The 13,743-nt window shown below is 71.1% G+C and carries 11 protein-coding genes; 6 read left to right on the top strand and 5 right to left on the bottom strand.

The window, feature by feature from the left end:
* Nucleotides 1-8: 8 nt before the first annotated feature.
* The 3 genes from ACFQQI_RS07695 to ACFQQI_RS07685 all read left to right on the top strand — a co-directional run bounded on the left by ACFQQI_RS07695 (nucleotide 9) and on the right by ACFQQI_RS07685 (nucleotide 3,336).
* A complete protein-coding gene (locus tag ACFQQI_RS07695) occupies nucleotides 9-1,382 on the top strand; it encodes an ABC transporter substrate-binding protein (protein WP_378560380.1) in 1,374 nt (457 codons plus the stop codon).
* A gap of 83 nt (nucleotides 1,383-1,465) precedes the next feature.
* Entirely contained in the window at nucleotides 1,466-2,356 is an 891-nt protein-coding gene (locus ACFQQI_RS07690; RefSeq protein ID WP_378560377.1) for a carbohydrate ABC transporter permease, read from the top strand.
* Nucleotides 2,353-3,336 carry a carbohydrate ABC transporter permease gene (locus tag ACFQQI_RS07685; protein ID WP_378560374.1) on the top strand — a complete coding sequence of 328 codons (984 nt, stop codon included), beginning with the start codon at nucleotides 2,353-2,355 and terminating at the stop codon, nucleotides 3,334-3,336. The genes ACFQQI_RS07690 and ACFQQI_RS07685 overlap by 4 nt, the downstream gene beginning before the upstream one ends.
* 4 nt (nucleotides 3,337-3,340) lie before the next feature.
* On the opposite strand, the gene ACFQQI_RS07680 is transcribed toward ACFQQI_RS07685, so the two are convergent.
* The 5 genes from ACFQQI_RS07680 to ACFQQI_RS07660 all read right to left on the bottom strand — a co-directional run bounded on the left by ACFQQI_RS07680 (nucleotide 3,341) and on the right by ACFQQI_RS07660 (nucleotide 10,102).
* Nucleotides 3,341-3,958 (bottom strand): class F sortase, encoded by a 618-nt coding sequence (locus ACFQQI_RS07680; RefSeq protein WP_378560371.1) that lies wholly within the window; start codon nucleotides 3,956-3,958, stop codon nucleotides 3,341-3,343.
* The gene (locus ACFQQI_RS07675) at nucleotides 3,951-5,045 is read right to left on the bottom strand and encodes a hypothetical protein (protein ID WP_378560368.1); all 1,095 of its coding nucleotides are present in this window, start codon (nucleotides 5,043-5,045) and stop codon (nucleotides 3,951-3,953) included. The genes ACFQQI_RS07680 and ACFQQI_RS07675 overlap by 8 nt, the downstream gene beginning before the upstream one ends.
* Nucleotides 5,046-5,165: 120 nt before the next feature.
* Nucleotides 5,166-7,571 (bottom strand): FAD-dependent oxidoreductase, encoded by a 2,406-nt coding sequence (locus ACFQQI_RS07670; protein WP_378560364.1) that lies wholly within the window; start codon nucleotides 7,569-7,571, stop codon nucleotides 5,166-5,168.
* A complete protein-coding gene (locus ACFQQI_RS07665; RefSeq protein WP_378560361.1) occupies nucleotides 7,568-8,473 on the bottom strand; it encodes an LPS biosynthesis choline kinase in 906 nt (301 codons plus the stop codon). Before ACFQQI_RS07665 ends, ACFQQI_RS07670 begins: the two co-directional genes overlap by 4 nt.
* 3 nt (nucleotides 8,474-8,476) lie before the next feature.
* On the bottom strand, nucleotides 8,477-10,102 hold the full coding sequence (locus ACFQQI_RS07660) for an amino acid permease (protein ID WP_378560358.1): 1,626 nt from the start codon (nucleotides 10,100-10,102) through the stop codon (nucleotides 8,477-8,479).
* A gap of 145 nt (nucleotides 10,103-10,247) precedes the next feature.
* Between ACFQQI_RS07660 and ACFQQI_RS07655 the strand changes: the two genes are divergently transcribed.
* From ACFQQI_RS07655 to ACFQQI_RS07645, 3 genes are read left to right on the top strand one after another with little or no spacing between them, the layout of a single operon-like run.
* On the top strand, nucleotides 10,248-10,982 hold the full coding sequence (locus ACFQQI_RS07655) for a FadR/GntR family transcriptional regulator (protein WP_378560355.1): 735 nt from the start codon (nucleotides 10,248-10,250) through the stop codon (nucleotides 10,980-10,982).
* 9 nt (nucleotides 10,983-10,991) lie between these two features.
* Nucleotides 10,992-12,362, top strand: coding sequence for a glutamine synthetase family protein (locus ACFQQI_RS07650; protein WP_378560352.1), 1,371 nt, complete (start codon nucleotides 10,992-10,994; stop codon nucleotides 12,360-12,362).
* Entirely contained in the window at nucleotides 12,362-13,726 is a 1,365-nt protein-coding gene (locus ACFQQI_RS07645) for an aldehyde dehydrogenase family protein (RefSeq protein ID WP_378560349.1), read from the top strand. Before ACFQQI_RS07650 ends, ACFQQI_RS07645 begins: the two co-directional genes overlap by 1 nt.
* Nucleotides 13,727-13,743: the final 17 nt, after the last annotated feature.

Here is a 13,743-nt window from a genome sequence, read left to right as displayed (position 1 = left end):
AGTCACCCATGAGGAACCACCGACGGCGCGGCCTCACCGCGCTGGCGACCATCGCCTCCCTCGCCACCGTGTCCGTGCTCGCCGCCGCCTGCGGCAGCGACGACCAGGAACAGGAGAGCGACGGCAAGGTGCACATCACCGTCGAGGGCTGGCGGCCCGGCGACGAGCAGGGCACGATCGACGCGGTCGAGAAGCAGGCCGAGGCGTTCATGAAGGACAACCCCGACATCGTCGTGGAGCCGGTGGAGTGGGAGTGGAACGCCGAGACGTTCGCCACCCAGCTCGCCGGCAACCAGCTGCCGACGTCGTTCCGGGTGCCCTTCACCGACACCAAGGGCCTCGCCGAGCGGCAGCAGATCGCCGACGTCACCGAGTACGTCAACGAGCTGCCGTACGCCGAGGACTTCAACCCCAGCGTCCTCGCGGCCGCGCAGGGCACCGACGGCAAGATCTACGGCCTGCCGACCGACGTGTACGGCGTCGGCCTGCACTACAACCGCGACCTGTTCGAGCAGGCAGGCCTCGACCCCGACTCGCCGCCGACCACCTGGGACGAGGTCCGCGAGGCCGCCGACGCGATCGCTGACGCCACCGGCAAGGCCGGCTACGTCCAGATGTCCACCAACAACACCGGCGGCTGGATGCTGACGACGCTCACCTACGCACTCGGTGGCCGGATCGAGTCCGAGGACGGCACCGAGGCCTCGATCGACAACGACGCGACCCGCGAGGGCCTCGAGCTGCTGCAGTCGATGCGGTGGGACGACGACTCGATGGGCAAGAACACCAACTTCGAGTGGGGCACGATCAACGAGGCGTTTGCCGCCGGCAAGGTCGGCATGTACATGTCCGGATCGGACGTCTACAACGCCCTGGTGACCACCAACCAGGTCGACTCCGCGTCGTACGGCCTCGCGGCGCTGCCGCTCGGCGACAGCTCCGAAGCCGGCATCCTCGGCGGCGGCTCGGTCGCGGCCGTGAGCGCGAAGGCCACGGCGGAGGAGCAGGAGGCCGCGGTGAAGTGGAACGACTTCTACCGGGAGCGCAAGAACTACGACCCCGAGGCCGCGGTCGCCGACGCGAAGGTCCTCGCCGAGAGCGACCAGCCGATCGGCACCCCGACCCTGCCGATCTTCGACGAGGAGACGTGGCAGACCGTCGAGGACGCCAAGGCGGAGTACGTCAACGTGCCGCGCGACCAGATGACGTCGTTCACCGAGGGCGTGTTCGACCAGGCGCTCGTGCCCGAGCCGGCGGCCCACACGCAGGAGGTCTACGCGATCCTCGACTCGGTCGTGCAGAAGGTGCTGACCGACGAGGGCGCCGACATCGACGCGCTGCTGGCCGAGGCCGACGAGAAGGCGCAGGCCCTGCTCGGCTGACCGATCTCCGGGCCGGCCGGTGGCTCTCCTCGACGACACCGGTCGGCCCGGACTCCATTCGCATCCACTCGCGAAAGGTGCTCATGTCCTCGCTCCTGGCACGCGCCCGTGGCTCGGTCGCCACGCTCGTGTTCCTGCTGCCGATGCTGCTGGTGTTCGGCCTGTTCTCGTGGTGGCCTATCGCCCGGTCGTTCGTGATGAGCCTGCAGCAGACCAACCTCGTGACGCCCGCCGAGTTCGTCGGGCTGGACAACTTCCGCGCCGTCCTCGACGACCCGCTGCTCGGGACCGCCGTCCAGAACACGCTGTGGTTCGCGCTCCTGGCGCTGGTCATCGGCTACCCGGTGCCGCTGCTCCTCGCGGTCGTGATGAGCGACATCCGGCGCGCACGGGGCCTCTACTCGATGCTGGCCTACCTGCCGGTGGTGGTCCCGCCCGCGGTCGCCGTGCTGCTCTGGCGGTTCTTCTACGACGCCGAGCCGACCGGCGTCTTCAACACGATCCTCGGGTGGTTCGGGCTCGGGCCGGTGCCCTGGCTCGAGGACCCGTCGTGGGCGATGCCGTCGCTCGTCCTCGAGGCCACCTGGGCGGCCGCCGGCGGCACCGTGATCATCTACCTGGCCGCACTCGTCTCCGTGCCGCCCGAGCTGTACGACGCCGCCGAGGTCGACGGCGCCGGGATCGTCGCCAAGGTCTGGCACGTCACCCTGCCGCACATGCGGGGCATCATGCTGATCACCCTGATCCTGCAGATCATCGGCACCTCGCAGGTCTTCCTCGAGCCCTACCTCTTCACCGACGGCGGGCCCGACAACGCCACGTTGACGGTGCTGCTGCTCGTCTACGACTACGCGTTCGCCAACACGACCGGCGGCGACTACGGCAAGGCCACCGCACTGAGCCTGATGCTCGCCGGGGCCCTCGCGGTCATGTCGGTCGTCTACTTCCGCCTGACCCGGAGGTGGTCGGAGTGAGCACCCTCGTCCAGCACACGCCCGATGTCGAGCCGGAGCCTGAGCCCGACCTGGCCGGACAACCCCCGCGCGCCGGCCGGCGCCGTCGCCGTACGACGCCGGAGGGCGAGACGCGCACGATCACGTCCGCGTTCGAGCGCCGGCGGCCGGCCACGCGACTGACGCGCGCCGTGATCAACGGCGGGCTGCTGGTCTTCCTGCTGATCGTCTGCCTCGGCCCGATCCTGTGGCTCGCCAAGTCGGCGATCACGCCGACCCAGGACACCCTGCGCGACCCGCTGTCGCTGTGGCCGAACGGTGTCGACTGGGCGAACCTGCGCACCGCCTGGGTCGACATCGACCTCAAGCTGTACTTCTGGAACACCGTCGTCATCGCGCTCGGCTCCTGGGCGACGCAGATGGTCGTCGCGGTGACGGGCGGCTACGTGCTGTCGGTCCTGCGCCCGTGGGGATCGAAGGTGATCTACGGGCTCGTGCTGTCGACGATGTTCGTGCCGGCGGTGGTGCTGCTGGTGCCGCTCTACCTGACCGTGCTCGACATGCCCTTCACCCACTGGAACCTCGTCAACACGTTCTGGGGCGCGTTCCTGCCGGCGGGTGCCTCGGCCTTCAACGTCGCCCTGGTGAAGCGCTTCTTCGACAACCTGCCCCGCGAGATCATCGACGCGGCGCGGGTCGACGGGTGCGGTGACTTCCGGCTGTTCTTCAGCATCGTCCTGCCGATGTCGCGGCCGGTCCTCGGCGTGGTGTCCGTCTTCGCCGTCCTGGCGGCGTGGAAGGACTTCGTCTGGCCGCTGGTGGTGCTGCCCGACCCGGCCAAGCAGCCGCTCTCCGTCCGGCTCCCCCGCCTCGCCGCCGTCACCGAGCTCGACGTCGTCCTCGCCGCCCTGCTGATCTCGTGTGCGCTGCCGATCGCCTTCTTCCTGGTGTTCCAGCGGCTGTTCCTGCGCGGTGGGCTGGAAGGCGCCGTGAAGGGCTGAACGGTCAGCGGCGGGGCGTCGCGACCACGACGACGTTGCTCAGGAATCGCGCGCCGTCCCAGTCCTCGCAGGTCACCAGCACCAGGCGACCCGGGACGTCCTGGCTGAAGAGCCGGGCGGCGTCCTCGGCCACGCGGCCCTTGCTGTAGACCCGGACGCGGCGCACCTCGTAGCCGATCCGGCCACGGTCGGTCCTGACGACGACCGCGTCGCCACGACCCAGGTGCTCGAGATCGTCCAGGGCGCCCCCACCGTCGTGCACCGAGTGCCCGGCGACGAGTGCGCTGCCCTCGGCCGCGCCCGGACGGGCGCCGTCGGCCCACCAGCCCAGGCGGCCCGGGTCCTGCGGCGGGACCAGCGTGCGCCCCGGCGCGCGCACCGGGACCACCGGTGCGTCGACACCCAGCACAGGGATCACGAGGCGCCGGGGTGCGCCGGGCGTCGGGCGCGCGATGACCGGCCTGGCCGTGGTGCCGGTCTGCGGCCGGGCGGGGCCGGCGACCTCCCCGGCTCCGGGCGCCGCCCGGGTGCCCGGCTGGTCGGCTCCCGTCCACCAGACGCCGCCGGCGGCCACCAGCGCGAGACCGATGACCGCGACGACGGCCCGGAGTCGGTCAGGCACGCGACCGTCGTACGGCCGCCGCACCTCCGACCAGCACGACTCCTGCACCGAGCAGCGCCAGCGGGAGCGGCGAGCGCGCCCACTCGGGCAGGGCGTCCGCGACCTCGCCGGCGTCGATGACCGTGGGGATCGCGGGCTCCTCCGGCTCGCCGGCACCCCCGCCCGGCGTGTCCGCGGCCGGGGTGTTCGTGTCCGGGGTGTTCGTGTCCGGGGTCCGGCTCGCCGACTGACTGGAGCCACCGACGTCACGCGTCGGGGTCAGCGTCTCCGTGCTGCTCGGAGGCGCCTCCGCGGGGGCTGCGGCCGTCGCGGTGCAGGGCTCCACCCAGAAGACCTTGGTCTTCGTGTCGTTGCCCAAGGAGTACGGCGTCGCCACGGTCACCTTGACGTGGTAGCCCTGCTGGGCGTGGGGGGCGCCGCCGCTGAAGGTGAGCTGGTAGGCCTGGCGGCCGTCGAGGTCGGTGCCTCCGCCCGCCTGGTCGCCACCGACGAACACCTGGCTCGGGTCCGCGCCACCGATGCTGACTTCCCCGGTGGGAGCCTGGGGGGCGAACGTGACCGTCGAGAGCACGTCCGCGCCCGCGTCGTAGCCGAACCACTCGACGACCAGGCTGCAGCCGGGGTGCGGGTTGTTGCTCGGGTGCCCGACGGCGTCGGACGGCGCGGCGATCTTCACGGTGCCGTTGTTGCCCGGCGGATCGGCCTTCGCGGGGGCGCCATCGGCGGCCGGTGCGTCCTTCGCCGGGCCGTTGGCCTTCCCCTGGCCCTTGTCCCGGTCCCTGCCCTTCGCCTTGCCCGGGGACTGGGTGTCGGCCTGGTCCTCGTCGACGGCTGCGGCGTCCTGCTTCGCGTCGCTCCGGGCGTCCTTCTCCTGCTGCCGGATCTCCTGCCTGGCCTCGTTCTCGGCGTGGGCCTGCTGAGCCGTCGTGCTCGCCTGCGGGTTCGTCCCGGCGGGGCCGGCCGGGGCATCGGCCGGCGGGTCGGTGGGGACGGCCACCGCGGCACCCGCGAGCGGGCCGCAGGACAGGCTGGCCACGACCGCCGCGCTGGCGAGCGCCAGGCCATGCTTGCTCCGAGAGAAGTTCATCGCACCTCCGACGTCGGGGGCCGCACGCACGGCCCGGAACCAACGCGTCAACCTGATCCGGCGCCGATGGTTACGGGTCGGTTCCGATTGTGTGTGCGATTTCGCGTCCCTGACGGGAGGTCAGGCGAGCGGCGCCTTCAGCGAGGGGCGTACGACGTACCGCTCCCCCGCGACGTCGACCTCGAAGTCACCGGAGGCGAGCCAGTCGCCCGTGACGGGGCCGTCGTGGCGCAGGTAGCCGAGGCCGACGCAGGCACCGACGGTCTCGCCCCAGGCGGCGCTGGTGACCTGACCGGCGGGGGCGCCGTCGTGCAGCAGCAGCTCGCCGCCCCACAGCATCGGCTCCGGTGACTCGACGACCAGCGACACGAAGCGTCGGCGCGGTCCGCCGGCGGCGAGCGCGGCGCGGTGGGCCTCGAGAGCTGCGCGGCCCAGGAAGGCCTTCGCTCCCCTGAGCGCAGTGGCGAACACCAGCCCTGCCTCGACCGGGCCGAAGTCGGGCGTCAGCTCGCGGCCGAAGGCGCGGTAGCCCTTCTCGAGCCGCAGCGACTCGATCGCGTAGTAGCCGGCGTCGCTCGCGCCGGCCGCCCGCACCGCGTCGTAGACGAGGCACGCGTCGCCGACCGGCACCAGCAGCTCCCAGCCCAGCTCGCCCACATAGGTCATCCGGGTCGCCCGCACGGTCGCGCCGGCGACGGTGACCTCACGGCTCGACGCGAAGGGGAAGCCCTCCTCCGACCAGTCGTCCGAGGACAGCCCCGAGAGCAACGCGCGCGAGCGCGGACCCATCACGCCCAGCACGGCGTACGCCTCGGTGACGTCCTCGGCGGCTACGCCGTGGCGCGCCAGCCAGTCGAGGTCGCGGACCGTCGTCGCGGAGCTCGACACGAGCAGGAAGGAGTCCGGGCCGGTGCGGGTCACGGTCAGGTCGGCCTCGTAGGTCCCGCGCTCGTTGAGGAACGGGGTGTAGACGCAGCTCCCCACCGGCACGTCGACGTCAGCCGCGCACACCCACTGCAGGCCGGCGAGCGCGTCCGGCCCGCTGACGGCGTACTTGGAGAACGACGTCTGGTCGAAGACGGCGACGTCGGTCCGCGTCGCCCGCTGCTCGGCAGCGCAGGCGTCGAGCCAGGTCGGCTTGCCCCAGGTGTACTCGAGTGCGGGCGCGAAGACGTTCGCCCGCTCCCACCCCATCCGGGTGCCGAACGCCGCACCTGCCGCCGCCAGCCGGGAGTGCAGCGGCGAGGTGCGCTGCGGGCGCCCGGACTCGAGCTCGCGGTTGGGCCACGGCACGGCGTAGTGCAGCCCGAGCACCTCCGAGACCCGGGAGCGCAGCCAGTCGTTGTCTGCCTGGAACGGCGCGAAGCGGCGTACGTCGACCGCGACCAGGTCGTCCTGCGGCTCCCCCGCCACGATCCACTCCGCCAGCGCCCGGCCGGCACCACCGGCGGACGCGATGCCGACCGAGTTGAAGCCCGCCCCGACGAAGAACCCGCGCAGCTCCGGCGCCTCGCCGAGCAGGAACTGGTTGTCGGGCGTGAACGACTCCGGCCCGTTGTAGAACTTCCGGATCCCGGTCGTCTCGAGCGCCGGCACGCGCACCAGCGCCTCGTCCATCAGCACGGAGAAGTGGTCCCAGTCCTCGTCGAGCAGCTGGAACTCGAAGGGGTGGGGCAGGTCGTCGGGCGAGCGCCACGGCTTCGCCTCGGGCTCGAAGCCGCCCACGACCAGCCCGCCGGTCTCCTCCTTGAAGTAGGTCCAGCCGTCGGGGTCGCGCATGATCGGCAGGTCGGGATGCGTGCCCGGCACGGCCTCGGTCACGACGTAGAAGTGCTCGGCCGAGTGCAGCGGCACCGTGACGCCGACCAGGTCACCGAGCGCCTTCGCCCACTGGCCGGCGCAGTTGACGACCACCTCTGCCTCGACGTCGCCGAGGTCGGTGCGTACGCCGGTCACGCGCCGACCCGTCGGTCCGTCGGACACGGGGAAGCCGGTCACCCGCACCCGCTCCACGATCCGCGCGCCGCCCTGCCGCGCGCCCTTCGCCAGCGACTGCGTGACGTCGGACGGGTTGACCTTGCCGTCGCCCGGCAGCCAGATCGCGCCGAGCAGGTCGTCGACCTGCATCGGGGGCCACAGCTCCGCGGCGCGCTCGGGCGTGATGAGCTCGCAGGGCAGGTCGTAGGCGGCGGCGTTCGCGGCGGTACGTCGCAGCTGCACCATCCGGTCCTCGGTGCGCGCCACGATCACGCCACCGACGTTGCGGTAGCCCGTGGCCAGCCCGGTCTCGCCCTCCAGCGAGGCGTAGAGCTCGGCGGAGTACTGCACCAGCCGAGTGCCGCTCTCCGATGCGCGCAGCGGCCCGACCAGGCCGGCGGCGTGCCAGGTCGTGCCGCACGACAGCGTGCCCTGCTCCAGCAGCAGCACGTCGGTCCAGCCGTGCTTCGTCAGGTGATAGGCGACGGAGCAGCCGATCACGCCGCCGCCGACGACCACGACGCGGGCGCGGGAGGGAAGGTCGGTCACGTCGCGACGTCCTCCAGGAGCTGCTTGAGCGCGGGCGACCCGAAGGTGGCGGCGGCCTTCTCGAAGCGATCCAGGCCCCACTGCCGGAAGTCGAAGTCGATCGGGCTGGCCGCGGCCTGGATGAAGCCCCACAGGGCCCAGCCGTACTCGCTGCACAGCATCTGGAGGCGGACCCGCGCCAGGTCCGCTCGTGTGAGGGTTCCGAAGTACGCCGCGGCGTACGCCTCGACCTGGTCGGCCGAGAAGTTGCACTCGGTGGCGGTGTTGCCGAGCTCGAAGCACGGGTCGTTGTTGCCGGAGTACTCGTAGTCGATCAGCCACACCTGCGTGCCGTCGTCGATGAAGTTGGCCGCGAGCAGGTCGTTGTTGCAGGGCACCGTCGGCGGGTGGGTGGACGTCAGCGCGCGTCGTACGTCGGACCACGCGGGCGCGTGGTCGTCGTACTCCGGCGGCAGCCAGTAGCCCTGCTCGCGCAGGGTGCGCAGGTAAGTCGCCTGCCGCGCGAACATGTCGAAGCCGCCCGCGAACCTCGGCCCGGCGTGCAGCCGCCGGTTGGCTTCTGCAGCCCGCCGCAGCACCTCGGGGTCGTCGAAGTCGGGGTCCTCGAGGGAATGCCCGGGCAGGAACTCGATGACCAGCAGCGACAGCTCGGGCCGGTACTCGACCACCCGCGGCCCGGCGCCGGCCTCGGCCGCCGACGCCGTGTTGGCCGCCTCCGCGTCGCGGTCGATGCCGAGCAGGGTCGCGTCGCCGAGCGACCAGCGCACGACGAGGTCGAGGTCGCCGTCGTCGGTGACGACGTGCAGGTTGCGGTTGGTCAGTCCGCCGGGCAGGTCCGAGACACGCCAGGACCGCCCCGCCAGGCAGGCGAGGCGATCCAGCGCCGGTGCAGCGTCACCCACCGCTCAGTCGGAGAACGCCTCGATGACAGCCTCGTCGATCGTGTGCTTCGGGCCCTTGAACCAGTGCTTCGCCGAGGCGTGCCACCAGATCGTGAGCAGGAGGAGCGTGCCCAGCGTGACGATCGGGGCGTAGTTCACGTACTTCCACTCGAAGTCCGCGGCGTCGCTGAACGGGTTGCCGCCGGGCAGCGACGGCATCATCAGGAACAGCGTCACGATCACGATCTCGGCGACCGCGATGAGGTTCATCCACTTGTACTTCGAGCCGTTGTTCCAAGTGCCGACCTCGAACTTGTCGCCCAGCTTCCAGCGCAGCCAGATCGGGATCGCGAAGGAGAGGTAGAGGCCGATCACCGCGATCGAGGTGACCGCGTAGAAGGCGACCGGGATGATCAGCGGCGCCTCGGGCGTGCCGATGTTGACCTCGATCAGTGCGGGGAGCGTGACGATGGCGGCGAAGACGGCGACGAAGCAGACGGCGTTGGCGGGGACCCGGGCGGCGGTCAGCCGCTGCAGCACGGGCGATCCCGGGATCGCGCCGTCGCGGCTGAAGGCGAAGGTCATCCGGGACGCCGACGTCATGCACGACGTGGCGCAGAAGAACTGGGCCGAGGCCGAGATGAAGAGCACCAGGGTCGCCCAGTTGGTGCCGAGCGAGTTCACGAAGATGTAGGCGACGCCGCCGCCGCCGACACCGGCGTTGTCCGGGGCGCCCTCCGCGTTGTCCGGGATCGCGAAGACCACGCAGAGCAGCAGGATGTAGCCGCCGAGGACGGAGTAGAAGATCGACCGCCAGATGCCCTTCGCGGCGCCCGTCGAGGCCGAGGCGGTCTCCTCGGACAGGTGGGCGCAGGCGTCGAAGCCGGTGATCGTGTACTGCGTGAGCAGGAAGCCGAAGGGCACGATCGCGAACCAGAACGCCAGGCTGGTGGTGCTGCCGTCGACGTACCCCGAGTTGTTGAAGCGCTCGGTGAACACGTAGCTGAAGCTCTGGTGCTGGTCGGGCACGAAGAGCAGCACCAGGACGATCGCGCTCGCGCCGACGACGTGCCACCAGACGGAGACGTTGTTCATGATCGCCATCAGGTGCCCGCTGAAGATGTTCAGCACCGACACCAGTAGCAGCACGATCGCGAAGATGATGAAGACCCGCGTGAGCGAGTAGTCCTCGGCGAACGACTCGGAGTACGTGCTGATCGTGAGGTCGATGAACGTCGCGCAGCCGTAGGAGACACCGGCGGTCACGGCGACGAGGCCGATCAGGTTGAGCCACCCGGTGAAGAAGCCTGCTGCCGGGCCACCCAGCTTCGAGGCCCACCAGTAGATGCCGCCCGACGTCGGGTACGCCGAGACCAGCTCGGACATCGTGAACCCGATGATCAGGATGAAGACGCCGAGGATCGGCCACGACCACGAGATCGAGATCGGTCCGCCGTTGTTGAAGCCGGCGCCGAAGTTCGTGAAGCAACCGGCCAGGATCGAGATGATCGAGAACGAGATCGCGAAGTTCGAGAAGCCCGACCAGGACCGGTTCAGGTCCTGCTTGTACCCGAGACGTGCCAGGTGCTTCTCGTCCTCGCTGAGCTCGGGGACGTGGTGAGTCGGGATGGGCTCGTGTGCTTCGGGCATCGGGCACCCCTCAGGAGTTCGTGCGACGTGAATCGGACGCTAGACCCGGGCGGAACGGGGTGTAAAGACGTTGACGCAAAAATGGTATGAACTCAGACCATTCTCGTCATTGACGCGACCGATTCACAGCACGAAGGATGTGGACGTGACCGCTTCCCCGGACCCGCACCTGCCGGGTGCGGTGCTGCGGCCGGTGCGCGGGCACCACGCCTTCGAGTCGTGCGTCGAGCAGGTGGCGACGGCGATCCGGCTCGGCGTCTACCCGCTCGGCACGACGCTCCCCCCGGAGCGCGACCTCGCGGCGATGCTCCACGTCTCGCGAGCGACCCTGCGGGAGGCGATCGCCGCGCTGCGGGAGGCGGGGCTGGTGGAGACCCGGCGCGGCCGCGGGGGCGGGACCGTCGTGACCCTCAAGCCGCGCACGCCGTCGGCCCGGGCGGCCGCACGGATCTCGCCCGAGCGGCGCAGGGACTGGCTCGACGCCCTCGAGTACCGGCGCATCGTCGAGCCCGGGGCGGCGTACCTGGCCGCGCGCAACCGGCCGGACGGCGTACGCCGGGAGCGACTCGAGCGGGCGCACGCCGAGGTGGCCGGCGCGCGCCGGCCGGCCGCGCACCGGCAGGCCGACTCGCGCTTCCACCTGACGGTCGCCGCGCTCGCCGGCTCGGACCGGGCGATCGAGGCGGTCACCTCGGTGCAGGCCACGCTCCACGAGATGCTGCTGGCGATCCCGGTGCTCAGCGCCAACATCGCGCACTCCGACGTGCAGCACGCCGCACTGGTCCGGGCGATCGTCGGCGGCAAGCCGGAGCGGGCGCGCCGGGTGATGGAGGAGCACTGCGACGACACGGCCGCGCTGCTGCGCGGCCTCGTGGGATAGGAGACCCCGGTGACCGAACTTCGCAACGACCGGCACCTCTCGATGGAGCACCTGCTGTCGCTGATCGAGGCGGGCTCGATCGACACGGTCGTCGTGGCCTTCACCGACATGCAGGGACGCCTCCAGGGCAAGCGCCTGCACGGCCGCTACTTCGCCGACGTCGTCGCCGGGCACGGCACCGAGGGCTGCAACTACCTGCTCGCCGTCGACGTCGACATGAACACCGTCGACGGCTACGCCATCTCCTCCTGGGAGCGGGGGTACGGCGACATGGAGTTCGTCCTCGACGAGCAGACGATCCGCCTCCTCACACACCTGCCGTCCACCGCGATGGTGCAGTGCGACCTCGTGTGGCCCGACCACGCGACGGTGACCCAGTCGCCGCGCGGGATCCTGCGGCGCCAGCTCGACCGCGTGGCCGAGCGTGGCTGGCAGGCGCTGGCCGGCACGGAGCTCGAGCTGATCGTGTTCGACACGACGTACGAAGCCGCCCACGCGGCGCGCTACCACGACCTCACGCCGGCCAACCAGTACAACGTCGACTACTCGATCCTGGGCACCAGCCGCATCGAGCCGCTGCTGCGGACGATCCGCAACACCATGTACGCCGCCGGGCTCGACGTCGAGGGCGCCAAGGGCGAGTGCAACCTCGGGCAGCACGAGATCGGGTTCCTGTACGCCGACGCGCTCACGACCGCGGACAACCACGTCGTCTACAAGACCGTCGCCAAGGAGGTCGCAGCCCAGCAGGGCAAGGCGATCACGTTCATGGCGAAGTACAACGAGCGTGAGGGCAGCTCCTGCCACATCCACCTGTCGCTGCGCGGCCGGGACGGGTCGCTGGTCTTCTGGGACGCCGAGCGCGGAGAGCGGACCGCGCTCTACGACCACTTCGTCGCGGGCGTGCTCGCGACCGTCGCGGACTTCACGCTGCTGTACGCGCCGAACATCAACTCCTACAAGCGCTTCGCCGACGGGTCGTTCGCGCCGACCACGATCGCCTGGGGCCTCGACAACCGCACCTGCGCGGTCCGGCTGGTGGGTCACGGCGCCGGCGCGCGGATGGAGAACCGCATCCCGGGCGCCGACGTGAACCCCTACCTGGCGCTGGCCGCGATGCTCGCCGGCGGCCTGCACGGCATCGAGAGCGAGCTCGAGCTCGAGCCGGCCCTCGAGGGCAACGCCTACACGTCCGGGCGCCCGAGGGTGCCGCACACGATGGGCGAGGCGCGCGAGGCGTTCGCGTCGTCGACGGTCGCCCGGAAGGCCCTGGGCGACGACGTCGTCGACCACTACGTCAACATGGCCGACGTGGAGCTCGCGGCGTACAACGCGGCCGTGACCGACTGGGAGCTCTTCCGCGGATTCGAGAGGCTGTAGTGACCACCCCCGACACCTACACCGTCATCAACCCGGCGACCGCGACGCCGGTCACCGACGTGCACCTGGCGTCGGTGACAGACGCCGACGCCGCGATCGAGGCCGCGCACGCCGCGTTCCCGGCGTGGCGGGCCATGGCTCCCGGCGAGCGCGCCGGGCTGCTGCGCCGCTTCGCCGCCGTCGTCGACGCGCACGTCGACGAGCTCGCCGAGCTCGAGGTCCGTAACGCGGGCCACACCTGGGGCAACGCCCGCTGGGAGGCCGGCAACGTCCGCGACTGCCTCAACTACTACGCCGGCGCACCCGAGCGGCTCTTCGGCCGGCAGATCCCGGTGGCCGGCGGCGTGGACATGACCTTCCACGAGCCGCTCGGCGTCGTCGGCATCATCGTGCCCTGGAACTTCCCGATGCCCATCGCCGGCTGGGGTCTCGCGCCCGCGCTCGCGGCCGGCAACACCGTCGTGCTGAAGCCGGCCGAGCTGACGCCGCTCACCGCGGTCCGGCTCGGCGAGCTCGCCCTCGAGGCGGGGCTCCCCGAGCACGTGCTGACGGTCATCCCGGGCAAGGGCTCGGTGGTCGGCGAGCGGTTCGTGACGCACCCGCTGGTCCGCAAGGTCTGCTTCACCGGGTCGACCGAGGTCGGCAAGCGCATCATGGCGGGCTGCGCCGAGCAGGTGAAGCGGGTGACGCTCGAGCTCGGCGGCAAGAGCTCCAACATCGTCTTCGCCGACGCCGACATCGCGGCGGCTGCGGCCAGCGCGCCGTACGCCGTCTTCGACAACGCCGGCCAGGACTGCTGTGCGCGCTCTCGGATCCTCGTCGAGCGCTCGGCGTACGACGAGTTCCTCTCGCACCTGGAGCCGGCCGTCACCGCGCTCCGGGTGCTGGACCCGAGCGACGAGGCGTCGGAGATGGGTCCGCTGATCTCGGCGCACCAGAAGACGACGGTGACGGGCTACCTCGACGAGGTCTCGGTGGCGTTCGCCGGATCGACCCCCGGTGGCGACGGCTTCTGGGTGCCGCCGTCGGTCGTGACCGTCGACGACCCCGGCACCCGGATCTGGCGGGAGGAGGTCTTCGGCCCGGTGGTGGCGGTCATGCCGTTCGACGACGAGGCCGATGCGGTGGCGAAGGCCAACGACACCGAGTACGGCCTGTCCGGGTCGATCTACACCACCGACCTCGGCCGCGGCCTGCGCGTGGCGCGCGCCGTGGAGGCCGGCAACCTCAGCGTCAACTCGCACGCGTCGGTGCGCTACTGGACGCCGTTCGGCGGCTACAAGCAGTCCGGCCTCGGCCGGGAACTCGGCCCCGACGCCCCCATGGCGTTCACCGAGGAGAAGAACGTCTTCATCGCTCATTGACCTACGGAGGAGCACAA

The organism is Nocardioides sp. GCM10030259 (assembly GCF_042666375.1).
In the GTDB taxonomy this organism is placed as follows: Bacteria; Actinomycetota; Actinomycetes; order Propionibacteriales; family Nocardioidaceae; genus Nocardioides.
This window is presented reverse-complemented; position numbering and strand designations above follow the sequence as displayed.

Coding starts and splice junctions, on each gene's coding strand:
- ACFQQI_RS07695 (WP_378560380.1), top strand. CDS start 9: ATGAGGAACCACCGACGGCGCGGCCTCACCGCGCTGGCGACCATCGCC.
- ACFQQI_RS07690 (WP_378560377.1), top strand. CDS start 1,466: ATGTCCTCGCTCCTGGCACGCGCCCGTGGCTCGGTCGCCACGCTCGTG.
- ACFQQI_RS07675 (WP_378560368.1), bottom strand. CDS start 5,045: ATGAACTTCTCTCGGAGCAAGCATGGCCTGGCGCTCGCCAGCGCGGCG.
- ACFQQI_RS07660 (WP_378560358.1), bottom strand. CDS start 10,102: ATGCCCGAAGCACACGAGCCCATCCCGACTCACCACGTCCCCGAGCTC.